This is a genomic window from Staphylococcus simulans (assembly GCF_002902285.1).
GTDB lineage: Bacteria > Bacillota > Bacilli > Staphylococcales > Staphylococcaceae > Staphylococcus > Staphylococcus simulans.
Genome location: NZ_PPRU01000009.1, coordinates 1 through 23168, shown reverse-complemented (window position 1 = coordinate 23168; position 23168 = coordinate 1). Strand labels below are relative to the sequence as shown.

The following is a 23168-nucleotide window of genomic DNA, read 5'->3' as shown; positions in this document are numbered from 1 at the left end:
CAGGCATTTTATGGTAATTTAAATTTTAAGATTGTCTTAACCAATCTACTATACTATGGATTAAATAACCCGTTGGCCCTTTAGGACCATTGTAGTCTGATTTAGATGTCGTTGCTGGACCTGCAATGTCAAAATGCAAGTGCGGTGTACCAGCACTGAAGTGCATAATAAAGGCTGCCGCAAAGAGCGCTTTGCCCATGCCATTTGTATGATTGACTAAGTCAGCGACTTCACTGTGTTTGATTAAACTGCGCTCAGTAGCCGTAACAGGCAATTCATAAGTCCATTCCCCATTACGTTGTGTCAGTGCTGTAATAGCATCTAACGGTGCGTTGTTATTATTTTTAAAGACAGCTGCTTTATCAAAGCCGAGTGCCGCAATAGCAGCTCCAGTAAGTGTCGCAAAGTCTAATATGACTTTAGGTTCATGTTGTACTGCTTGGAAAACAGCATCGCCTAATACGAGACGCCCTTCAGCATCAGTATTTAATACCTCTACAGTTTCTCCGCTCATAGCTGTAAAGACATCATCTGGTTTCATAGCCGCTTCATTAATCATATTTTCAGCAGATGCAATAATACCTACGATATTCACAGGTAAAGCTAATCGATGTGCCGCTTCAATCATCCCTACTACATTTGCCGCGCCACACATATCAAATTTCATCTCTTGCATACCAGGTTTAGATTTAATAGAGTAACCGCCTGAATCATAAGTGATACCTTTACCGACTAACGCGATTGGTGCCGCGTCAGGGTCATCTACACCTTGATAAGTCATTGTGATTAATCTAGGACCATTTGCGGAACCTTTACCGACCGCATGGATTAAACCGAACCCTTCCGCTTGTAACGTTTCTGCGTCTTTCACATCAACTTCTACTGCCGTTTCTGCGAAATGACCTGAAATAAGTTCTGCAAAATAAGCAGGAGTTAAAATGTTAGGCGGAATATTACTTAAATCTCTCGCAATTTTAATGCCTTCTCCAACTACTTCACCATCTTTAATGGCAGTAATTTCGTCTGGTTCTGCTTGATGTAATTTTAGATTTAAGTGATACGGTACTTTCTTATCTGATTTATAATTATCAAAAACATATAATGCTTTTTTACCTTGTAGGCCGAATAATTCAGCCATTTCATTTTTAGAAATCGCTTTTGATGCGAATGTTGAGAATAATACATCCGCTTCTGTTACATGTTCTGCTTTTAAATACTGCAGTAAGTTTCCGTATACTTTCATTGTTTGAATACGATCTAACTGCTTCAAATTGCCAAGTCCTACCGTAATCAAACGAACTTTAATGTCTCCTGTTTCAAAGAACGTCGAACTGACTTTACCCACTTCACTATGAATCATATGGTGGTGCTTATATGTATCTAAAGCATCCGATAAATCATGACCTTGAAGTGTGACTGTTCCTAATTGATTCAAGTGATCTGGCAAGCCGAGTACTAACGTGTTGCTGATTAATTCATTTTGTTCGTCAAATGTTATTTGTATTGGCATAATGTCTCCTCCATAAGATACAAAAGAGGTTGGTAAAAGCTGTTTATCAACAGTTTTGCCAACCTCTTAAAGTCTATATTAGCCGGCTTTTATGCATATAGCCGTATTATCATATTAGGTTAATATTAGAATTTACCTTTTTTGAATGCTAAGCCGATACCGCCAAGTTTGAAGATTGAACGAGTATCGATAACTTTTTTCATGAATGCTGCTTTTTTACCTACGATATTTTTACCGTAAACAACACCAATACCGTCATTAGCGCCTAATGAGCATACTGTACCACGGTTTACGTAGTTGAATGGCTCTTTAGGTTGACCATGTAAGATATTTTTGATGTTTTGAGCAACGTTTTCACCTTGTTGCATTGCGATTTGTGCAGTTGTTGGTAATGGACGTTCTTCACCTTCAGGAATGTAAGCTGATACGTCACCGATTACGAATGTTTCGCTATAACCTGGTGCAGTTAAGTCTTGGTTTACAACTAAACGACCACGTTTAACGCCATCGAATGATTCTTCCATTAATTTGCTTCCGCGTACACCAGCAGCCCATACTGAAGTGTTCGCTTCTAATTGTTCTTCTTTGTCGCCGACTTTAACTACGAAACCTTTTTCGTTTGCGCCAACAATCGGTGTACCGATTTTGAATTCAACGCCGCGTTCTTCTAAGTAGTTAACAGCGTGGTTAACTAATTCGTCGTCGAACATTGGAAGCATTTTAGGTGCTGCTTCAACACAAGTGATTTTAACTTTGTCACGGTCTACACCGTATTTGTTTGATAATTCATCAACGCGTTCAGTTAATTCACCTAAGAATTCGATACCAGTGAAGCCTGCACCACCTACTAAGAATGCAAGATCTTTAGGATCTTTTTCTTTTGAAGATGCATAGTTCGCAAATTTATCTTCGATGTGACGAGATAATTCACGTGCAGTGTGGATGTTTTCGATTTGGTAAGCATGTTCTAACATACCTTTGATACCGAATGTTTCACTGATGAATCCTAAACCAACCACTAAGATGTCATAGTTGAAACGACCATTGTTTGTTTCTACTACTTTAGCTTGTGGATCGATTTTTGTTACTTCTGCTTTAAGGAATTTCACTTTATCTTGCTTGATTACACTTTCGATTGGGAAGATAATATCTTCATAGTTTACAGTACCTGCTGATGCTTCATGTAAAAGTACTGATTCATAGTGATAATCATCTCTATTGATTAAAGTGATGTCAGCTTCGCCAGCTGGTAAAATCTTTTGTAATTTTGTTACAGTTTGCAAACCTGCATAACCTGCCCCTAAAACAATAACTTTTTTTGTTTCAGCCATTTTATTCACCTATGCTTTCTTAAAATTTTTGTTAGTATACGCTATCTTAATATATACCCCATTTGATTGAAAAAATGTCAAAATAAAGACAAATGCCATTCCTCTTAATTCTATAATTAACCAAACACTTTTTCAAGGTAATACTAAGAAAACAACTGATAATTTCAGAATTTACTGATTCTCAAGTACCTTTATTATGGTCATAGTTAGTTGGAATTTTAAAGTAAAAACATTTTCCAACTAAAAAAGAGTTGAGGAATATCCCCAACTCTGAATTGTATAAATGAAAATTGATTAACAATCTTCAGGTTGTCCAGCTACTTTCGCTGTTCTAAATGAGCTGCCGCAACCGCATGATGCAATCGCATTTGGATTATCAATTTGGAATCCGCCGCCCATTAATGATTGTTTAAAATCAATTGTTGTACCTTCAAGTACTGGTTTATCATATTTGTCGACTAATACTTTAAGACCGTAGAATTCGATAACTTCATCGTTCTCCCCTGGTTCTTGTTCTGCTGACATGCCGTAAGTTAAACCTGTGCAACCGCCGCCGTTCACTTTAATTTTCAAGTATCCGTCTGGCATATCGTTGCTTTCTAACATACTTTTGACTTCATAAGCTGCAGCTTCTGTCAAAATCACTGTAGACATATTATATTCCTCCTTGTAACACGTCTTTCTATTGAATAAAACTTAGAAAATCCAAGTTTCCTCTATATGCTTATAAATATTTTGCAATAAATCGTCTGGTGAATCTCCTTCAACAATATCACCATTCACTAATGCATACAAGCCACTCGAACATACACCACAGTTTTGCAGACAACCATATTCTAAGACATCTATACCTGGGTCTTGGTCCAACTGATTGTATACATAGTCTCCGCCTTTTGCCATGTTTGAAATGCAAAATTCTACAATTGGATTCATAATGCACCTCTTCATATTTTTGAGTCATACAATTATAACATATTTCACTGACTTTCTCTTGGGTTTGAACAGAATTTTTCCTTTTAGAACATTGTTTGTCTGAAATGTGAAAAAAGATTATAATAAATGAAAGCGTATTTTTAGAGAAAGCTTCTAAAATGACGTTGGTTACAATTCAACATAGCTTTCAGTCATCAAGCAGTGATGCAGCGTTATATAAATCTTGATAAGAGGGGTTATCGGAATGAAGAATTTAGTAATGTTAGGTGGCGGTTATGGTAACATGCGTGTTTTATCGCATATTTTACCAGATGCATTACCAAAGGACTACACTATCACTTTGATTGATCGTATGCCTTATCACGGTTTGAAACCAGAATATTATGCTCTGGCAGCGGGGACCAAATCAGATAAAGATGTACGATTACAGTTTCCGGAATCTGAGAAACTTAATGTTGTTTACGGGGAAATCTCAGCTATTGATTTAGATGACCAAATTGTTTCTGTCGGTGATACCAAAGTAGATTATGATGAACTTATTATCGGACTTGGGTGCGAGGATAAGTATCATAATGTACCAGGTGCTGATGAATTCACTTACAGTATTCAAACACTATCTAAATCTCGTAAAACTTACCATACGATTAACGAATTGCAAGCGGGGGCAAAAGTCGCAATTGTGGGTGCTGGACTTAGCGGTATTGAGCTTGCAAGTGAGTTGCGTGAAAGTCGTTCAGATTTAGACATCAAACTTTACGATCGCGGAGAACGTATTTTAGCACGTTTCCCAGAAAAATTAAGTCGCTTTATTGAAAAGTGGTTCCGTAAGCATAACGTGACAGTCGTACCAAATTCAAATATCAATAAAGTAGAACCAGGTCTGATTTATAATCATGATGAACCTGAAGAAGTAGATTTAGTCGTATGGACTGCAGGGATTCAACCTGTTTCAGTGGTGCGAAATTTACCTGTAGATGTTAATAAAAACGGTGCAGTGATTATTAACCAATATCACCAAGTACCGACTTATCGCAATGTCTATGTCGTTGGTGATTGCGCAAACTTACCGCATGCACCAAGTGCACAACTTGCTGAGGTTCAAGGAGACCAAATTGCTGATGTGTTGAAGAAACAATGGCAAGGTGAAGCATTACCTGATAAAATGCCTGAACTTAAAGTACAAGGCTTCCTAGGGTCACTTGGAGACAAACAAGGTTTCGCTTATGTGATGGACCGTCCACTCACAGGACGCATCGCCTCTATTTTGAAATCAGGTGTCTTATGGTTGTATAAATATCATAACGGTTAATAAAAAGATGATTATACACAAACGCTCAAGTACTGAAATACATGTACTTGAGCGTTTTCAAACTAAAAACAAGCCCTCTTTTGTTTTAGCTGTTGATTTTATTGTGCTACAAAATGTTCATCAATGAATCTTGTAATTGGTTTAAGTTGTACATAGCCGTCTGCCACATACATATCGTTCATTGTAACTAATGGATAAAATAATTCATCATTTTCAATTTGTTCGATAAATTGTTGATCGTGATCTGTTAAATTTTCAGTATCTTTTTCAAAATCAATATATGTGTATTCAAAGTTGATATCAGGATATTTACGTTCTAACAAGGCTTTCAGCCAATCATACGTGTCTTGAGATGTCGGCGCATTCACACAACTTGCGCATACTACATCTGCCCCATAAACTACTACGCTAACTTTAGTCATTTGGTTCCCCTCCATAGATTTTTTTCTCTAAGTCTATTATAATAAATAAACAAGCAAAATATGAAATTATATACTTGGAAGGAGATATATCCATGCCAACTGAAAATACAACAATGTTTGATCAAGTCGCAGTAGTAATCGAGCGTTTACGTCCATTCTTATTAAGAGATGGCGGAGATTGTACATTAATCGATGTGGAAGACGGTATTGTTAAATTACAATTACACGGTGCATGCAACACATGCCCAAGTTCTACAATCACATTAAAAGCAGGTATCGAGCGCGCATTGCTTGAAGAAGTACCTGGTGTAGTTGAAGTAGAACAAGTCTTCTAATCAACTTAAATAAATCGCATGACGAGATAGGCACAGTCTGTTTTAACAGCTGTGCTTCTTTTTTATTTTGTATAAGCTTTAATAATCTGACTTAGGCATTCTGCTGCGTCTTGTTTACCTACTAAATCATCATAATATTTTTTGAATCTATCATCTGTTATATAAAGCTCAGCCATAGCTTGATGATAACCTTCACTATATTGGCCACTCATCAATTTCAACCATTGACGATGTGCGTTAAATACCGCTTCAGCATCTGAACCTTGTACATCAATTTGATTATGTTCTAATAATTGATTTAGTTTTTCTTTGATAATTTGTTCTTGCTGTTGTGCTTGTTCATATTCTAATTCTGAAAGATGACTCAAGTGATGCTCTGCCTTACCTAACGCTTCCTCACCATAACGTTCGATCACTTCTTCACCGTATTGTTCACGATTTTCGGTTATTTTCTTTTGTTTAAACACTTCAAACTTTTCTTTATCTGGCATCATAACTTCCTCCTGTTCTATTTTATTAGTCCACTGAATTAAAGATTGAATTTTCTGTTGTTTCTCCAATAACTGTCTCTTTTGTTCTGCTAAAAGCTGTTGTGTATTTGTATTTTGTGCTAATACTTGTTGAATCTTCGATAACGGAAAGTCTAGTCGACGTAGCAACATGATTATAGACAATGTATCTAAATCCTCTGATTGATACACACGGTAGTCATTCTCTTTTATTCTACGTGCTTTAAACAAACCAATATCGTCATAATACCGTAACGTCCGTTTGCTTAGTCCTGTTAATTCAGACAGCTCACTTACTGTATACTGCATGTTTTTCACCTCCTGATACTTACATTAAGGGTTGACGTAACGTGAAGGTCAACTCATTTTCCAATATTTTTCACATTTAACAATCAATTTCAACATTTTTAACAAACTAAAAAACGCAAATGATATTCACATACCATTTGCGTTTTGATTCATTATTTTTCCTTCATGTGTTGTGCGATACGCTCGTCGATGTAGACCCAGCCTTTCCAGCCGATGTGGACTGCATCTGTGATGACATAAGGTTCATAGTCCTTATCTGTCAGGTCATAAATTTGGCCACCGTTTTCAGTAACGACACGGTTGATTTTTTCATAAACAGGTTTACGTTTCTCTAAATCAACACCGATGTGATCATACCATTTTCCATTTGCGGGAATACTGATATATTCAACATCTGCCCCTGCTTCTCTCATTGTATCTACAAGTAATTTCAAGTCATTAAACTCTGGTGAGTTGATATTAAATTCATAGTCACGTTTAACACGACGTTTATTCGCTTGAATTAATTTCCAATACTTATCTCGGATATGGTATTCATTCGATTTCGAATGCGCTTCGCCATATTGTGTCGCAACATCTCTCATTTCTGACCATGATGCTTTTTCACTTGTTACAGGTTTTACATGTTCTAAAGGAACGTCTTTAAAATTAGCTAAACTTTTGATTGCTTCAATTTTAACTAATTGATTCTCTTTAAAATTAGAAATATAATTGCCATCCGTTTTGCCATTATGCTTTACTGTTGCTTTTAAAAAGTCTTTATTGTGGACGTGTTTGAATTGCAGCAATCGTTTCGCATAGCGTTGTTTCAGTTCATCACTCATATTTTTTTGGTGGAACAATTGATTGATTTGGTTTTGGGAAACACGTGCATCAAAGTTTTGATTCGTCAAACCATGATTTGTGAACCATTGCGGTGAAATAATGAAAGCAATTTTCTTTCCTTTTAATTCATCATAATTTGATGCAAGTTCAATACCATTGACTAAATCTGTATTCCCACCGGTACCGATTAAGAAAGGTTTACGTGATGCATTATGCGAATTTAATGCAATCGCCGGGTTGAATGGATCATCTTTCTCTAATTCACTTGAACCATAAATCGGGTAAAATTCATCGTTGTGTTTAAATAAACGCTGCTGTATTAAAGTTCCTTTTAATACTTGGTCAGTCAATGACACACGATTTTCAGCAAGTGTTTTTTGATTAACGAGTCCAGTAAACCAGCTCGCTGGCAGCAATACAAAGATAATAAAAATGGCACCGCTGATTAATATCGGCAAAAATGGCTTTATTTTTGAACTCATTTAAGTTCTTCTAAAGCTTCAACAATTTTATTAGGAGTCGCCCACTCATCACGATCAAAGTCCATAATTGAAACTTCGATACCTAATTTATTTTGAATTTCTAATAGTAATCCTACTGTTTGGAATGAATCGATAATACCTTCTTCAAAAATTTCAACATCTGGATTTTCTTTAACGATATCGTTCTCTGCTACTTCTGCTAATAAGTCTAAAACTTGTTCTCTAAATTCCATAATATTATTAAATCTCCTTTATTAAATCAATTTACCTGAAAAGATTAAGAATCCGAAAGTGACAAAGTGGAATGTGATAATAACACTGAGTGCTGTTGTGAACTTGTTATTAAAGCGAGGCGGATGTGTCTTACGCCAACGTTCATAATAACCATAACCAATAAAGCCTGCCGCATGGTATAAACCATAAACAATGTAATAAATTTCGATGCCATGCCAGATACCCATGATAAAGAAGTTGATAAAGAACGCGACATTCGACATTGCGAATTGACTCTTTAATAATTTCTTTTTAGACATGTAGAAGAGCGATCTCATATAAATACAATCACGGAACCAGAATGATAACGTCATATGCCATCTGTTCCAGAAGTCTTTAATATTCTTCGCTTTAAACGGCTGGTTAAAGTTTGGAGGTGTTTTGATACCGTAAATGTAACTAAACGCAATTGCGAACAAACTGTAACCTGCGAAATCAAAGAATAAATACATGCTGTAAGCATACATATATAACCAATAGTTTGTGAAACCATGTAAGTGCAATTGCAACGGCATCACACCGTATTGATTCACAAAATACGCGATAATATATTTATATAAGAACCCTAGCATAATCATATGCACTGCTTTTAAGATTAAACCACGGTATTCATCTTTAGTCGGTACTTTTTTATCATCTTTTACAAATCGTTTATAGCGGTCAATCGGTCCAGATGAAATCGTCGGGAAGAATGAAATGAATTGGAAAACTTTCCCCCACTTAATTTCTTTAATAGAACCGTCACGAATTTCCATAATCAACTGTACACTTTTAAAGGTAACATAAGAAATACCTAAAAAGCCGACAAATTGGATTAATTTGTGTTCGTGGAATTGAATTTGCTGACCACCGAGCCATGTACTTGTCAATACTTTAACAATGGCTAACGGCAAAATTGATAATGCCATCACGATAAAGAATTTTAAGAAAGTATTCTTCTTAGGTCGCGAATGGTAATACCACATAATTAAAAGTGCTTGCCAAACCACATATATTATAAAGCTAATCAGTTGGATACTTAAATATTTCTGCCCGAACAAGTTCAACTTATCGGAAGAAAAGATAATCACAACCATGATTGCTGTACTGATACCATTATAAATATAGCTTCGCTTACCTAAGAAACCTAAGATAATAACAGGTATAAGAATAATAAATGCAATCAGGAAGAAACTAAACGTACCATAAGGAATCATGAATTCAATTCCTCAGCGATTTGTTTACGGTCTAATTTACCGTTGTTTGTTAATGGTAATTGATCCATCCATACAAATTTTCTTGGAATCATGTATTCGGGTAAGCTGGATTTCAATTGTTGTTTAAGATCATGCGAATACTGCGCATTGTCTTCCACTGTTTGTGTCGGTACGACTGCGCCGATTAATTGAACGACTTTGCCGTTTTTATAAATCGGTACGACTACCGCTTCTCTCACTAAATCTGACTGTCTCAACAATGCTTCGATTTCTTCAAGTTCCATACGATAACCATTCATTTTGATTTGGAAATCGATACGTCCTTGGATGAACCATTGATCATCTTCAAATTTTGCTTTGTCTCCTGAACGATAGACACGTACGCCATCGACGTTACTGAAGACTTCTTTAGATTTTTCTTCATTTTTTAAATAACCTGCGCTGACACTGTTGCCTGCAATCAGCAATTCACCTTCCTCTGTTGTAGAAAGTGTTGTGCCAGGGCGTGCTTGGCCGACTGGAAGCGGATTGAAACGTTCCAAAATTTCTTGTGTAATCTGTACACTAGTAACCGCTACAGTAGCTTCTGTCGGACCATACGTATTATAGACTACTGCAGATGGGAAGCGTGTAAGCAACGCTTGTGCAGTACGATGCGGCAGAATTTCTCCACAGAAGAAGAACTCTTTCAAGCTTGGATATTGTTTTTCATCTAATGTTGGCAATAATAAGCACATTTCAATAAATGAAGGTGTTGAAACCCAAACATTGATTGGAGTCGCTTGTAACATATCATTCAGCAATTTAGGCTTTTTAATCATGTCTTTATCTACTAAATTCAATGTACCACCAGTAACTAAACATGGATAAATTGCCATCACTGATAAGTCGAATGAAAATGGTGCTTGGTTCAACCACTCAAGATTTTCACCGAATTGATTCAAATCTTTCATCCATGTCGCAAATTCAGTTAAGCTTGCATATTCAATTTGAACACCTTTAGGTTCGCCTGTTGAACCTGAAGTGAAGATTGTATAAACCACATCTTCAGCTTGCATACGTGGTTCAAATGAAGCATTTGAAGCTGTTTCTAAAGCTTCGACAGTTAAGACTTTGCCATGTTCAAAAGTTAATACTTGTTCTGATACATCAAAAATAAATTCAGGTTGTGTTTTTTCAATAATCATTGCCGTACGATCTTCAGGTACTGAAGTATCAATCGGTACATAACCGCATCCTGCTTTAATACCAGCCATCATCCCTACGATCATATAAGGTGACATATGGCCATATAACACAACTGGTTTTTGACTCTCTTCGATAAGAGAAGCCAATTGGTCAGATTTCTCATCTAATTGTTGATACGTTAAAGTATCATCGATGTGTCTTACCGCCACTGTATCCGGTTGTTTATCTGCGAAATGTCGTAATACACTAATAATATCTGTCATAACTATACTCCTTTAATTAGAATTCATTGTATATAAAGTTATTGTGTGTGTCTCCTGAGCCATATATCAAATACAATGTAATAAATATCGCTAAATAAAGAGCAGTCAATAAATATGGTTTTAATTTGTTAAATGTTTCTGAAGTAGTATTTTGTTCTTTGGATTTCATCTTACACCCCTCTATCTCGGTCATCTTTTTCTCTTTTTTGCGACTCAATGCTTCCTGCTGAATGTCTTCTCCAATTCAACAAAATTATAATTCATTATAATCTTTTTCTCATGTATTTTCAATTGTATATTGGAAAAACCATACAATCTTTTTCATTTGTTCATAATTAATACAGACCAAGTTTGGTGTTCTGTACCAATGCGCTATCAGCCGGTTTTATATCTATTAAATGCACTAATATTTTAGCATTTACAGTTTACTTCTCTTCAGTTGGAAATACAATCCTTTCCACCCTAACAGAATTGTAATGCTTTTTATTTGCTTGTCACATCCGCCCTCAGCCCTATCACAAAATTAAAATGTAAAATAAGAAAAATGCAGTGATACACACTGTTCGTATGTACACTGCATTCTTTTTCTGTTTATTATTTATCAGTAACTGGTGTAATAGCCGGTTGGCCTTGCAGTACTGATTTCACATTATTAATAGAAAGTTGAATCATTCTATCACGCGTTACAACTGACGCACTACCAATGTGCGGTAAAGCAGTAACGTTTGGTAATTGTAATAACGGATGATCTGCACGGATTGGTTCTTCTCTGAATACATCTAAACCTGCACCGCCGATTTCACCCTCTTTTAATGCTTGCAGCAAGTCATCTTCAACAACCGTTGCACCACGGCCGATATTGATAAATATTGCATCATTACGCATTTTCTTAAAGGCTGCCGCATTAAATTTATCTTTTGTTTCCTCTGTTAAAGGTGCTGTACATACGACAAAATCACTGTTTTCTAACAGTTCATCAAATGAGACATAGAGTACACCCAATTCTTTTTCAGCTCTACGGTGACGACTGCGGTTATGATACATGACGTTCGCTTCAAAACCTTTTAAGCGACGTGCAAAGGCTTTACCGATATCACCCATACCGAAGATACCTACATTGGAACCATGGACATCTTTACCTGCAAGCAAGTAAGGTCCCCAGCTTTTCCATTCATCATCTTTAATATACTTTGCTGCTTCTACGATTCTGCGTGCTGTCGCAAGCATTAATGTGAAGCCAAGCTCTGCTGTTGTTTCAGTTAAGACACCTGGTGTGTTCGTTACGGTTACACCATGTTCTTCTGCTAAAGCAATATTGATGTTGTCATAGCCAACAGCCATGTTCGCAACGATTTTTAAATTAGGTGCCGCTTCTAATGTTTCTTCATCAATTCTTTCACTTAGCGTGATAAATGCTGCTTCTGCATCTTTGATTTCTTCTAAGAATTTTTCGCGCGGCATCGGAACGAATTCTTCATCCCACATTTTCACATCCGCAAATTCTTCTAATTGTTGAATAAATTTATCTGGTACTTTACGTGTCACTAACACTTTGGTCATCGTAACACCTACCCTTCTAAGTCTTTGATTACCTCATTCAAATCTTTGAATGTGTAAGTTGGTTGTTGATCTTTTTCTGCTAATTCTTCCTTACTTGTTACACCTGTTTGTACATGAATCGTATCAATGCCTGCGTTGATACCTGACATAATGTCAGTTTCATATAAATCGCCGACCATTGCGACTTCTTCTTTCGGCAAATTAATAACATCCATTGCCATATCCATAATAATCGGCTGGGGTTTACCGATAAACGTCGGTTGTACTTTAGTAGATGTTGTAATCACACTTGTGATTGCGCCATTACCTGGTAAGAAACCACGTTCATTCGGAATAGATATATCTTGGTTTGTCGAAATAAACTTCGCACCATTACGCACACCGAGTGTACCTTGTGAGAATTTATCATAATCGACTTTAGTATCTAAACCGACTACGACATAATCCACATGTGTGTCATCAATCAATGTTAAACCTTGATTTAATAATGCTTGACGAAGTCCGCCTTCACCGATGACATAAATGGAAGCTTGCGCATTTTCTTGTTTAATATAATGTGCTGTTGCTAAAGCAGATGTAACTACTTCTTCTGGTTTCGCTTCAATGCCGAATCCAGCTAATTTCTTCACAACATCTTCTGGCACTTTAGTAGAATTGTTTGTCACATACAAATGTGGAATGTCGTGTTGGTTTAAATAATCAATGAATTGCTTAGCGCCGTCAATTTCATCAGCGCCTTTATACATTGTGCCATCTAAGTCAATCAGATAACCTTTGTATTGTTTCATTTATTTCTGGTCTCCTTTTCCAAATGCTGTAACGGGTACATTTTCATTGTTTAAGAAATTGATGACTTCATCAATAAAACGTTCATAGTCTTTAAGTGAAGCATCAAATAAAGGGATTAAATCTTTTGTATCTAATTGATCATATTGATGTACAAATCGTTTACGTACATCTACGGTTTGATTGATACCTTGTTGTGTTTCTTTAGAAATCACACCTTCTAATTCTAAAATATCAATGACATCTTTATAATTACCTGGATCTCTTAAAACAAAACCATCAATGACCATATTTCCAATATCTACGGAAGACTCAATCAACATTTGTGCAATTCTTTCAAATGCATAATGGTTCTCTTTATTTTCTGAATAATCTTCTGTTAACTTTTGTAAGTAATTCAGCTTATACGTCAATTTATCTTTATCAACAAAATACATGTTATTCAACTCCTCATCCCCTCAATCATATCACATCTTTGCAGTACAAATCATTTCTGTTTATACTTGAGAAAAGAGAATGTACAAAGGAGTCAATGAAATCATGATAGAGATGTTTTTATACGATGATAACGAAGAAGCTGATGTACAATATGTTGGAATGGTCGGAGAAGAAAGTCGTTATGATTTAATGATGTTCCAAACCAATCGTCATTACGGAAAAGTACTTGTACTTAACATGCAGACAAACAAATTTGGAATTATTGGACCAGACGACTTAGCAGAAGATGGTTATATTGCTTATACATTAGGTGTCAGTGAAGCAGAGGGAGAAGAACTGACAGCATATTTAAAAGATGTTATCCCTAGTGGCACATTTGATAGTGGAGAGTACTAATATTAAACACTAATAACAACTTTAAAATTGATATAACAAAAAGGACAGCTATCGATCAGCTGTCCTTTTGTTTTTGGTCAGAAGGTAAACTTGGCGCAATTTTAACATCATGTAATTTATCTGATGCATCGGCTTCTATTTCTTCTTGTGCACGCAGTTTTTTCAGTTCACGTTCAGGAATGCGACGTAAAATAAAATAAGCACAACCGAAGTTGCAGTATTCTAGTAAGTAATCTTGAATCGTCGCAAAGCGTTTACTGATTTCTACTTTTTTATTAGAGTCTTTGTAAAAACCTTTGAGTCTTAATTGTTCATAGCCGAAGTCACCGACTACAAAATCATATTTATCTAGTATTTCTGAATAACGGTTCGCAAATTGTTCTTCATCGAAACAATCACGATATTGTTCGATCATTTCGAAGTATTTATCTCCTACTTTTATCATGTATGTCACCTATCAATTCTATTCTTGAGCATTTTTGCTTGTTTCAATGTCTCGTGTATTATTGACTTCAATCTTGAAGATTTACTTATATTATACATTATAACAGTAGTTGAATGACGAAAGAAGCGGACTGATTCAGCCCGCTTCTTCCCCATTCAAATCTATACTTATCAATTATGCTTCAGTTGATTCGTTTAATTTTTCTTCACCAATACGTTGTTTTTCTTTCGCAGCTTCGTTAACTTGCTCATCTGCGTGGTAAGAACTACGTACTAATGGTCCAGCTTGGCAATGTTTGAATCCTTTTTCCATTGCTACTTTTCGTAATTTACCGAATTCTAATGGTGAATAGTATTTTTCAACTTTCAAGTGTTTACGTGAAGGTTGTAAGTATTGTCCAATTGTTAAAATATCTACATCTGCTGCACGTAAATCATCCATTGTTTCATGAAGTTCTTCAATTGTTTCGCCTAATCCAACCATGATACTTGATTTCGTTGGAATATCTGGTTGTAATTCTTTAGAACGTCTTAAGAATTCTAAAGTACGGTCATATGTTGCACGCGCACGAACTCTCGGAGTTAAACGACGTACTGTTTCGATATTGTGGTTTAAAATATCTGGTTTAGATGCCATTAATGTTTCAAGCGCATCATAGTCGCCACCCATATCTGATGGTAAAATTTCAATTGTCGTATATGGATTACGTTCTCTTACTTTTCTTACTGTTTCAGCATAAACGTTTGAACCTGCATCACGTAAATCATCACGGGCAACTGCTGTGATTACCACGTGTTTTAAGTTCATAATTTCTACTGACTCTGCTACACGTTCCGGCTCGTCTAAGTCTAATTCGTTAGGTAAGCCAGTTTTAACTGCACAGAAGCGGCAAGCACGTGTACATACTGCACCTAAAATCATAAATGTAGCTGTTCGGCGCTCACCCCAACACTCATGTATATTCGGACACTTTGCTTCTTCGCAAACAGTGTTTAAATTCTTCTCACGCATCATCTTCTTAAGACCAGTATAGTTCTCGTTCGTGTTCAGCTTTATCTTCAACCAGTCCGGTTTACGTAAAATCTCATTGTTTTTTGTAGCCATTACAACACATACCCTCCTGTGTACTCATCTTCATCTTATTATAACGAATTTATAACAAAATGAAAACGCTATAAGTCATAATTCATAATTCTAATAATTTCTGTTTGAAAATATCTCTTAAAAATTCTGGCATCAAATATTCTGTCGGCAAGTTTTTAAATAGAGGGAAATAACGTCCAAACGTATACATATCAACAGTTCCTAATGTATAGATGTGATCATCAACAATCTCTTTCCCTTGAACAAAGAAACGAGATTCTGATTCAATATAACCCATTTGATATAAAATATAACCGCCGAAAATATCGCCTCTAAATCCTAAACCTTGCGCATGTTCGTGCATATACGCTTGTTCTTCAGCTGTTAAGATAACTTGTTTTAAATCACGGCCTGTAATTTTGATACGTACTAAATTAATCGGATGCGGCAACATTTGATGCACATCATATTCAGTGACGTTCGGCCCTTCGATGCCTTTGACTACTAACCCAGCGTTAATAATTGCACAATCTGCATGTGTGAACTCACATACACTTTCCGCAAGTAAATACGCTGTTTTGGTAATCATATCTGTCTTTCTTTTTAAGTTTACAGGATGATCAACTAAAGGCGTGCTCATCAATGCTTTACCTTCTTCTTTAAAGTTCGTTTCAACTTCTGGCAAGGTGTCTTCAGGATGCAGGATTGCTGTTTTATGTACGACTTTCTTATTTTCAATCGTTAAATTGACTTCACCTAAGAAATGACCGTATTTTCCTGCTGCTGCCATTAAAACACCATTTTTCATTTCGCCTTCTTCAAAATAATGATGGGTGTGACTACCAAAAATAACATCAATTTCAGGAATCTCTTCACATAATTTACGGTCGAAGAAGATACCGCAATGACTCATGATCATCAATACATCATAATTACCTGCTTGTTTCTCTACTTCATCTTTTATCGCAGCCATCGGATCAGTAACAACCCAATCTAAAGCACGATAGAACGGTGTGAAAGGTGCAGTTGCGGCAACAAATAAGATACGTACACCTTCAATTTCTTTAATATAACTCGATGTAATATGGTGTGGCAAATGGCCATCTTCATCAAACACATTACTGCAAGTAACCGCAAAATCAGCATCTTCATATAATGCATTTAAATCTTCATGTGAAATGGTCATCCCTTCATTATTACCGATTGTCGCAATATCACAATGTGCGTCATTTAATAATTCTATATTTTTAAGGCCATGTGTTGCTTCTGTTACAGGTGCTGATAAATCAACATGGTCGCCGATATCTATATAAAGTGAAGGATGGTCTAGTAATGGTCTATGCTCTGCCATATACGCAGCAATACGCTCGTAAGCATGCAGATGGCTGTGAATATCATTCGTATGATAAATCGTTAATTTCAAACTCGACGCCTCCTTTAAAGCAATGATTTAATAATAAGATAAACCCCTAATAACAGCATCACCGTTCTCAGTAAAGCAACCACTGTATTAGATTTGATAGATTGGTTGATTCTAACACCGATTTTAGCTCCGACATAACTTGAAATAACTAAAACAAGCGCATAATGCCAAGCAACGTGACCTTGGAAAGTATGTCCGATAGAACTCATCACACTAGAGAAGAAAATCATCATCATACTTGTACCTACCGCAACGTGCGGCGGGAATCTGAACACAATCAACATTAACGGTGTCATCAAAGCGCCCCCACCGATACCGAAGAGTCCTGTTGTAATTCCAATGAAAAATGTTACCACGAACGCAAATACAGGCGGCACGTGATAATGATAAATCGTCCCATCTTTATCTACATATGTTTTTTCATACTTTTTCTTTTCAAAGAGTTTGATCGGCTTAATTGAATTACGTACTAATAATAAAATCGAAACCAGAATCAAAAACATACCGAAGTACAAATTAAATGAATCTAACGTTAAATAACGACTGATAAATGAACCGAATAAGGAGCCTGGTAATAATCCGAATAAGAATATATAACCATTTTTTGTATCTACTTGCTTAGATTTTAAATACCCTAATGTAGACACTAAACCTGTCACAATTAAAATAATTGAGGAAGTTCCAATCGCTATTTGAGGCGTAATCCCATGGAGTAAATCATGTTCCACACCTAAATAGACTAATGTCGGAACTATAATTAATCCGCCTCCAATTCCGACAAGCGAGCCTAAAATTGCTGATAAGGCTCCTATTAAAATGAGTAAGAGAATACTCACCATATCATCACTTCCTAAAATAATTTAAGCTGCTGCGGTGCTAAGCCTTCGTAGTCAATACCAAGAATTCGTTGAAGTTCTTTCGCATTATTTGCTGCGTGACCGCCTGAGTTGTTATTGAAAACTACATAAATCTTTTTAGCTTTTTGTTGAATAATACGCACATGTTGTGCAAGTTCTTCTAACTCTTCTGTTGTATAGTCATATAAATAGCGGACATCTCGCCACGCTTCGTCTGTCATATCTTGCTTAGTCCAACCATGACGGTTACGTCCATGATAACGTACAAAGGCTGTATCCGTTGTAATGCGGTTGACGAAAGGTGCTGAACCTTCCCCGACTTGCGGTTCATCGACAATCGCATGAATCAAGCCTTGTTCTGTTAAAAAGGTTAAAGTATGTTCTTTCATCTCCCCTTCAAACCAAGTTTGATTTCTGAATTCTATACAAACCGGCACATGTTTTAAATGTTCACGTACATAACGTATGTAATTAATATTTTGAGTCTTGCAGTCAAACCATGGCGGAAACTGAACAAGTACCATCGCAAGTTTATCCGCTTCAATTAATGGTTGAATCATTAACTTGAACTCTTCAAAGAGTTCATTTCGTGTCTCAGCAAAGTCTTTAAAATCCGCATGCAAAGTCAATGCTTGATGAATTTTCACCACAAACTTAAAACGATCGGGTGTTTCTTTTATCCACTTTCTAATGTTGCGTTCGGGTTGAATCGCATAATACGACGCATCTAATTCTACCACTGGAAAATGACTCGCATAAGTCTTTAATTTGTCTGTTTTACGACTTAGATCAGTATAAAGAGAATCGTGATCTCCCCACCCTGTCAGTCCAATATCTATCATACATAATCACCAATCTCATTCTATCATATTTTATGTCTAGAACCTGTTCACTTCATCTTAGAATTGAAGTAAAAATAAGTACTGCGCAATGACCAACGCAGTACTTATTACTCTTCATCTCTATGATTGAAAACGCATATCTTCAATTTGCTGCACTATAGATTCAACGACTTCATTCGCTTTACGACTTGTCGCAAGTCTTGGTGTCTGACCACTCCATAATGACATTAATGAGTGATCATGATTGGCAGTCGATGCTTTACGGATTGCTGAAGTCAATTGGTTTTGAATTGGGTATTCTGGCACTTCTCCACGAAATGTAGACAGGTAATCTACAAAATCATTACGGATACCTCGTGCCATTTTGCCACTGAAAGCATTTGTTAACACGGTTGATGTTTCTGTGCTATTTAAAATTGCTTGCTTATACGCAATATCTGCACCGCTTTCTTGTGATGTTAAGAAGGCTGTTCCCATCTGTACACCTGACGCACCTAAAATCAGACTAGCAAGTACACCCCTGCCGTCCATAATACCACCTGCTGCGACTACAGGTAGAGACACTGCATCAGCTACTTGCGGTACAAGTGAAATACTGCCAATCATTGGATATTCTCCGTCTTCTTGTTTTAAAAATGATCCGCGATGTCCGCCTGCCTCACTACCTTGTGTCACAATAATATCAATACCCGCTTCTTCATTCACAATTGCTTCTTCAACAGAAGTCGCGGTACCCATCACTATCATATGATGTTCGTGCATTTTACGAATTAAATGGACATCTGGAATACCGAATGTAAAACTAACAATGGGTACACGTTTTTCAATCAAGATATCAATTTGTTGTTCAAGTTGTTGTGTTTCAGATAAATTCACTACGGGTTGTTCTAAATCCAATGCACGACGATAAGGATTTAACCATGCATTCATTAAATCAACTTGCGCACGCTTGATATGTTTTTTACTCGGCACAAATAAATTAACCGCAAAAGGTTGAGTGGTTAATAATTTAACTTTATCTATTTCCTCCGCAAGTTTTTCTGAACTGAAATACCCTGCGCCTATCGTTCCTAAGCCTCCGCTATTACTCACACTAGCGACTAATTCAGGCGTTGTATTGCCTGCCATTCCGGCTTGAATAATTGGATACTTGATTCCAAGTTGTGCAGTGATTTTTGTATCTGACCACATATGTGAACACTCCCTATAAAGATGATTGATTCGCTTTTGGCTTTTGTCTATTTTTCAAACGTTCATCGACTTTATTTTGTTCATGTTGATCCATTTCATCTTCAATATCTAAACCAAGCAATTGCTCAATTAAGTCTTCCATCGTAATAATCGCATCCGTACCGCCATATTCATCTAATACAATGGCGATGTGTTTACGTGTCGCAATCATTTTACGCATGACCCACTCAGCTTTATTGTGCTCATTCACAAAAAGTGGTTTAGAAATATAATCTTCTAATGTTTTATCATAGTGACGACTCCATATTAATAAGTATTTTGAATGAAAGACTCCCACAATATTATCAATGTCTTCATCATAGACCGGATAACGTGTATATGGGTGTGACATAATAATTTCATACACTTCGTCATATGGTGTATCTTTTGAGAATGCAGTCACATTGACACGTGGTGTTGTATCTACATCTTTAACACGCAATTGTTGGAAAGTTAAAACACTTTGAAGACGATCTCGTTCATTCTCATTAAATGCCCCTTGTGCCCCTGCAATGGTTACCATTGTACGCACTTCTTCTTTAGACATGGTTTGGCTTTGGAATTTATCATTCGCAAGCATTCGGTTAATCAAACCAGTTAAACCATTTAAAATTTTAGTAATCGGCGTTAAGATTACCACAAATAAATGAATTACCGGATAGACTAATTTAGAAATCGCATCAGGATAAGTTGCTGCAATAGATTTTGGTATCACTTCTGAAACAATAATTACCACAACTGTAATCACTAAAGATGCAATCCCCACGTTCCAACCATGTTGTACAGCAAGAATAGTAACTAGCGTAGGCAACACGATATTCGCACTGTTATTTGCGATTAAAATCGTTGTGATAAAATCTCTAGGTTTATTTAAAAGTGCCAATAACCTTTTTGCCTTTGGATCTCCTTTCCTGCTTTCAGTCTGTAATTTCACTTTATTCGCAGCAGTTAATGCCGTTTCACTGCCAGAAAAGAAGAAAGAAACAAAAATTAAAATAATGATAGCTATAATCATGATGGCCGACGCTCCCTTAAAACTCTTATTGACTCTGTCAAAAAGCGTATATTTCTTATTAATTTCCCATCTCTCTATTTATGTAAACCGAACAAGTTCCACGCTTTTCACGAAGTACAATGATTAATTACCATTGTACCGAATTTTCAGATGAATTGTAGTACCTTTAAAAAATACTTTTAATAAAACAATCCCTCTAGGAGTAATACTGCACTTTAACGTTAGATATCTAACTAAGTAGATTTCAAGAAAATAAATTCACATACACTACGCGTAGAAATTTCTTTTAAAGATTGCACGATGGATAACATCATTCTTTATGCTATCTTTAGCGATGATAAGCAGACTATCACACTTTGTGACGATGGCTATACACTATTTAATTTAAAACCTCAAAAACCTGAGTTGTTTGAGCAGAAACCAACACTTAAATTACTATACAAATACATTCAAACATTTAATGTAAATATAGATGAAAGCACTGAAGAAATCTATATTGAATGTGTTATACAGAATTTAAATGAATCACTTCAAAGTTTTACTCAGTCAATCATTTGTATAAATAACTTATTCAACAATAAGACATCGATACAGAATTTGTCTCTAAAAGATACAACTAACGACTTTTTATCATTTAATCATTTACTTTTATGAACTAAAATAAAGCCAGAAAGTAAGATACAGTGTAACTGTTTACTTTCTGGCTTTTAAAATATACTTTTAAAATAAGTAAGTGAGATAGTAGATAAAATGAAACGCCATAAATATTACTGCACAAATTATAGAAATCGTGAGAAAACGATCTCCAACGACATCATTGTATTTTTTGATTTTCACACTACAAATTATACTTCCAATCGCAAATAACGGGCTGATAATTGTTAACAATATAAATACTGCTGCTAGAATCTTTAACAAAGTTGGATTATTCTTCATAGGTTTCCCCTCTAAACATTTTCTTTATTTTATCACTTACTTATACCACATTTCAGAATTTTACGTCACGTTAAATTTCAATATAAATTGTATTAGTAGACTCTAACATGTCCTAATTTGCTTAATAAATTACCAAAAATCGTATTAACCCTGAACTTGTCTGACATGCCTGACTTAACTCTCTTTAAATCTCGGTAAATCTCTTTATTGTTTCATTACACTTATCTTTTCACTTAACTTCAGACATTAAAAAGCAGCACACATACGATTAAGTATGCGTGCTGCGTATTTTAATACATATATTCAATGAACACTATTGGATTAACCGATAGAACCTTCCATTTCGATTGAAAATGAAGTTTTTTAGGATTTCTTGAAATTTAAAACGTTGATTTCATGCGATTTCAAGCACTTAAATTTTCTAAACTTTTTCTGTTTTTAAACAAAATGGTATCAAAAATGGTATCAAAAAACTGCCTATTTAATGGTGGGATCTTACAAATTAAAAAGCGTCATCTGATGTAGGTTTGCGGGCTATATCAGATAACGCTTAAGGCGCAAAAAAATATATGAGTGAATAACACTCAATAACTACTATAACATTTCTCTCTTTTTTCATCAAAAAAATATATAATTTCAATAGTATTAACCATGCAATAATAAAAAAGAGGTTGCCGAAGCAACCTCTCCTTATTATTATTGCTTTACACACAAGACTTTTTCAACAACATTCGTAACATAAAAAGTGGTCATACCAATAAAAGTAAGGATCACTCTATTAAAGAGAAAATAAAGCAAAAAATAATAAGTAAGGCAATACCTAAAAAGGTATTGTATATCAAATAATAATACATTACTTTGATGCAGTCAATATAATGTATTAAAAGTCATGTACTAATCTAATTGATATGTAATAAAAATTGTCACTTGTGCATTTTAGGAAGGGAACACAAGTGACACAAAGCATATATAAAATAATAGAAATGGAAGTAATCAAACTTCAAGTTCACTTAAGCAAATTAAAGATGAACAAAGAACATTTTAACATATTTCCAATGTTAAGTAAATATTAAAAAGTAAATTTATTAGATCAGCAAAAATAAAACAGCACTATGTTGATGGTACTATTCATTTACGCTTATATTTACTATCAACTAAAAAAAGAGGTTGCCTAAGCAACCTCTCAGACCGTAGACAAACTACCGTTATAACTTGAAAAAGTGTAACGGTAGTTTATTTTTTTATGAAATTTTCGAAAATATGTATAAAAAT

The 23168-nt window shown here is 35.6% G+C and carries 25 protein-coding genes; 4 read left to right on the top strand and 21 right to left on the bottom strand.

The features are described 5' to 3' along the window. Nucleotides 1-25 precede the first annotated feature (25 nt). The 4 genes from CD112_RS02240 to CD112_RS02225 form a co-directional block, all read right to left on the bottom strand. Complete coding sequence (locus CD112_RS02240) at nucleotides 26-1510, bottom strand: leucyl aminopeptidase family protein (protein ID WP_103363771.1); 1485 nt, start codon at nucleotides 1508-1510, stop codon at nucleotides 26-28. Nucleotides 1511-1635: 125 nt separating this feature from the next. Further along, entirely contained in the window at nucleotides 1636-2841 is a 1206-nt protein-coding gene (locus CD112_RS02235) for an NAD(P)/FAD-dependent oxidoreductase (protein ID WP_002481845.1), read from the bottom strand. Nucleotides 2842-3135: 294 nt separating this feature from the next. Continuing rightward, complete coding sequence (locus CD112_RS02230) at nucleotides 3136-3495, bottom strand: HesB/IscA family protein (RefSeq protein ID WP_002481844.1); 360 nt, start codon at nucleotides 3493-3495, stop codon at nucleotides 3136-3138. A 42-nt stretch (nucleotides 3496-3537) separates the two neighbouring features. Then, nucleotides 3538-3774 carry a YuzB family protein gene (locus tag CD112_RS02225; RefSeq protein ID WP_103363770.1) on the bottom strand — a complete coding sequence of 79 codons (237 nt, stop codon included), beginning with the start codon at nucleotides 3772-3774 and terminating at the stop codon, nucleotides 3538-3540. Nucleotides 3775-4018: 244 nt separating this feature from the next. Here CD112_RS02225 and CD112_RS02220 point away from each other — a divergent pair, with 244 nt between their 5' ends. Further along, complete coding sequence (locus tag CD112_RS02220) at nucleotides 4019-5083, top strand: NAD(P)/FAD-dependent oxidoreductase (RefSeq protein WP_002481842.1); 1065 nt, start codon at nucleotides 4019-4021, stop codon at nucleotides 5081-5083. 98 nt (nucleotides 5084-5181) lie between these two features. Here CD112_RS02220 and CD112_RS02215 read toward each other — a convergent pair whose 3' ends face one another. Beyond that, nucleotides 5182-5505 carry a YuzD family protein gene (locus tag CD112_RS02215; protein ID WP_002481636.1) on the bottom strand — a complete coding sequence of 108 codons (324 nt, stop codon included), beginning with the start codon at nucleotides 5503-5505 and terminating at the stop codon, nucleotides 5182-5184. A gap of 92 nt (nucleotides 5506-5597) precedes the next feature. Between CD112_RS02215 and CD112_RS02210 the strand changes: the two genes are divergently transcribed. After that, complete coding sequence (locus tag CD112_RS02210; RefSeq protein ID WP_002481635.1) at nucleotides 5598-5840, top strand: NifU family protein; 243 nt, start codon at nucleotides 5598-5600, stop codon at nucleotides 5838-5840. A gap of 62 nt (nucleotides 5841-5902) precedes the next feature. Here CD112_RS02210 and CD112_RS02205 read toward each other — a convergent pair whose 3' ends face one another. The 9 genes from CD112_RS02205 to hepT all read right to left on the bottom strand — a co-directional run bounded on the left by CD112_RS02205 (nucleotide 5903) and on the right by hepT (nucleotide 13668). Beyond that, nucleotides 5903-6658: a MerR family transcriptional regulator gene (locus CD112_RS02205; protein ID WP_103363769.1), complete on the bottom strand. Its 756-nt coding sequence runs from the start codon at nucleotides 6656-6658 to the stop codon at nucleotides 5903-5905. A 152-nt stretch (nucleotides 6659-6810) separates the two neighbouring features. Then, nucleotides 6811-7965 carry a D-alanyl-lipoteichoic acid biosynthesis protein DltD gene (gene dltD / locus CD112_RS02200; RefSeq protein WP_023016015.1) on the bottom strand — a complete coding sequence of 385 codons (1155 nt, stop codon included), beginning with the start codon at nucleotides 7963-7965 and terminating at the stop codon, nucleotides 6811-6813. Then, complete coding sequence (gene dltC / locus CD112_RS02195; RefSeq protein ID WP_002481632.1) at nucleotides 7962-8198, bottom strand: D-alanine--poly(phosphoribitol) ligase subunit 2; 237 nt, start codon at nucleotides 8196-8198, stop codon at nucleotides 7962-7964. Before dltC ends, dltD begins: the two co-directional genes overlap by 4 nt. Nucleotides 8199-8219: 21 nt before the next feature. Beyond that, nucleotides 8220-9434, bottom strand: a complete 1215-nt coding sequence (dltB, locus tag CD112_RS02190) for a D-alanyl-lipoteichoic acid biosynthesis protein DltB (RefSeq protein ID WP_023016016.1) — start codon at nucleotides 9432-9434, stop codon at nucleotides 8220-8222. Beyond that, entirely contained in the window at nucleotides 9431-10885 is a 1455-nt protein-coding gene (gene dltA / locus CD112_RS02185; protein WP_103363768.1) for a D-alanine--poly(phosphoribitol) ligase subunit DltA, read from the bottom strand. Before dltA ends, dltB begins: the two co-directional genes overlap by 4 nt. A 16-nt stretch (nucleotides 10886-10901) precedes the next feature. Then, nucleotides 10902-11054, bottom strand: a complete 153-nt coding sequence (locus CD112_RS02180; RefSeq protein ID WP_002481629.1) for a teichoic acid D-Ala incorporation-associated protein DltX — start codon at nucleotides 11052-11054, stop codon at nucleotides 10902-10904. 425 nt (nucleotides 11055-11479) lie between these two features. Next, the gene (locus CD112_RS02175) at nucleotides 11480-12445 is read right to left on the bottom strand and encodes a 2-hydroxyacid dehydrogenase (RefSeq protein WP_023016018.1); all 966 of its coding nucleotides are present in this window, start codon (nucleotides 12443-12445) and stop codon (nucleotides 11480-11482) included. Nucleotides 12446-12453: 8 nt separating this feature from the next. Continuing rightward, on the bottom strand, nucleotides 12454-13233 hold the full coding sequence (gene nucF / locus CD112_RS02170; RefSeq protein WP_023016019.1) for a 5' nucleotidase NucF: 780 nt from the start codon (nucleotides 13231-13233) through the stop codon (nucleotides 12454-12456). Continuing rightward, nucleotides 13234-13668, bottom strand: coding sequence for a type VII toxin-antitoxin system HepT family RNase toxin (gene hepT / locus CD112_RS02165; RefSeq protein ID WP_023016020.1), 435 nt, complete (start codon nucleotides 13666-13668; stop codon nucleotides 13234-13236). Nucleotides 13669-13771: 103 nt separating this feature from the next. Here hepT and CD112_RS02160 point away from each other — a divergent pair, with 103 nt between their 5' ends. Further along, nucleotides 13772-14065 carry a DUF3055 domain-containing protein gene (locus CD112_RS02160; RefSeq protein WP_002481625.1) on the top strand — a complete coding sequence of 98 codons (294 nt, stop codon included), beginning with the start codon at nucleotides 13772-13774 and terminating at the stop codon, nucleotides 14063-14065. 55 nt (nucleotides 14066-14120) lie between these two features. Here CD112_RS02160 and CD112_RS02155 read toward each other — a convergent pair whose 3' ends face one another. The 7 genes from CD112_RS02155 to CD112_RS02125 all read right to left on the bottom strand — a co-directional run bounded on the left by CD112_RS02155 (nucleotide 14121) and on the right by CD112_RS02125 (nucleotide 20960). Next, nucleotides 14121-14510: a YutD family protein gene (locus tag CD112_RS02155; RefSeq protein ID WP_060804870.1), complete on the bottom strand. Its 390-nt coding sequence runs from the start codon at nucleotides 14508-14510 to the stop codon at nucleotides 14121-14123. 174 nt (nucleotides 14511-14684) lie between these two features. Continuing rightward, on the bottom strand, nucleotides 14685-15614 hold the full coding sequence (gene lipA, locus CD112_RS02150) for a lipoyl synthase (protein WP_002481623.1): 930 nt from the start codon (nucleotides 15612-15614) through the stop codon (nucleotides 14685-14687). Between the two features lie 82 nt (nucleotides 15615-15696). After that, on the bottom strand, nucleotides 15697-17016 hold the full coding sequence (locus CD112_RS02145) for a bifunctional metallophosphatase/5'-nucleotidase (protein ID WP_103363767.1): 1320 nt from the start codon (nucleotides 17014-17016) through the stop codon (nucleotides 15697-15699). A gap of 14 nt (nucleotides 17017-17030) precedes the next feature. After that, nucleotides 17031-17855 (bottom strand): sulfite exporter TauE/SafE family protein, encoded by an 825-nt coding sequence (locus tag CD112_RS02140; protein ID WP_002481621.1) that lies wholly within the window; start codon nucleotides 17853-17855, stop codon nucleotides 17031-17033. 11 nt (nucleotides 17856-17866) lie between these two features. Next, complete coding sequence (locus CD112_RS02135) at nucleotides 17867-18715, bottom strand: DUF72 domain-containing protein (RefSeq protein ID WP_057510735.1); 849 nt, start codon at nucleotides 18713-18715, stop codon at nucleotides 17867-17869. 120 nt (nucleotides 18716-18835) lie between these two features. After that, nucleotides 18836-19906 carry an NAD(P)H-dependent flavin oxidoreductase gene (locus CD112_RS02130; RefSeq protein ID WP_103363766.1) on the bottom strand — a complete coding sequence of 357 codons (1071 nt, stop codon included), beginning with the start codon at nucleotides 19904-19906 and terminating at the stop codon, nucleotides 18836-18838. A gap of 13 nt (nucleotides 19907-19919) precedes the next feature. Next, nucleotides 19920-20960 carry a hemolysin family protein gene (locus CD112_RS02125; protein ID WP_002481618.1) on the bottom strand — a complete coding sequence of 347 codons (1041 nt, stop codon included), beginning with the start codon at nucleotides 20958-20960 and terminating at the stop codon, nucleotides 19920-19922. Between the two features lie 252 nt (nucleotides 20961-21212). On the opposite strand from CD112_RS02125, the gene CD112_RS13935 reads away from it, so the two are divergent. Then, nucleotides 21213-21614 carry a DUF1828 domain-containing protein gene (locus CD112_RS13935; RefSeq protein ID WP_373364849.1) on the top strand — a complete coding sequence of 134 codons (402 nt, stop codon included), beginning with the start codon at nucleotides 21213-21215 and terminating at the stop codon, nucleotides 21612-21614. Nucleotides 21615-23168: the final 1554 nt, after the last annotated feature.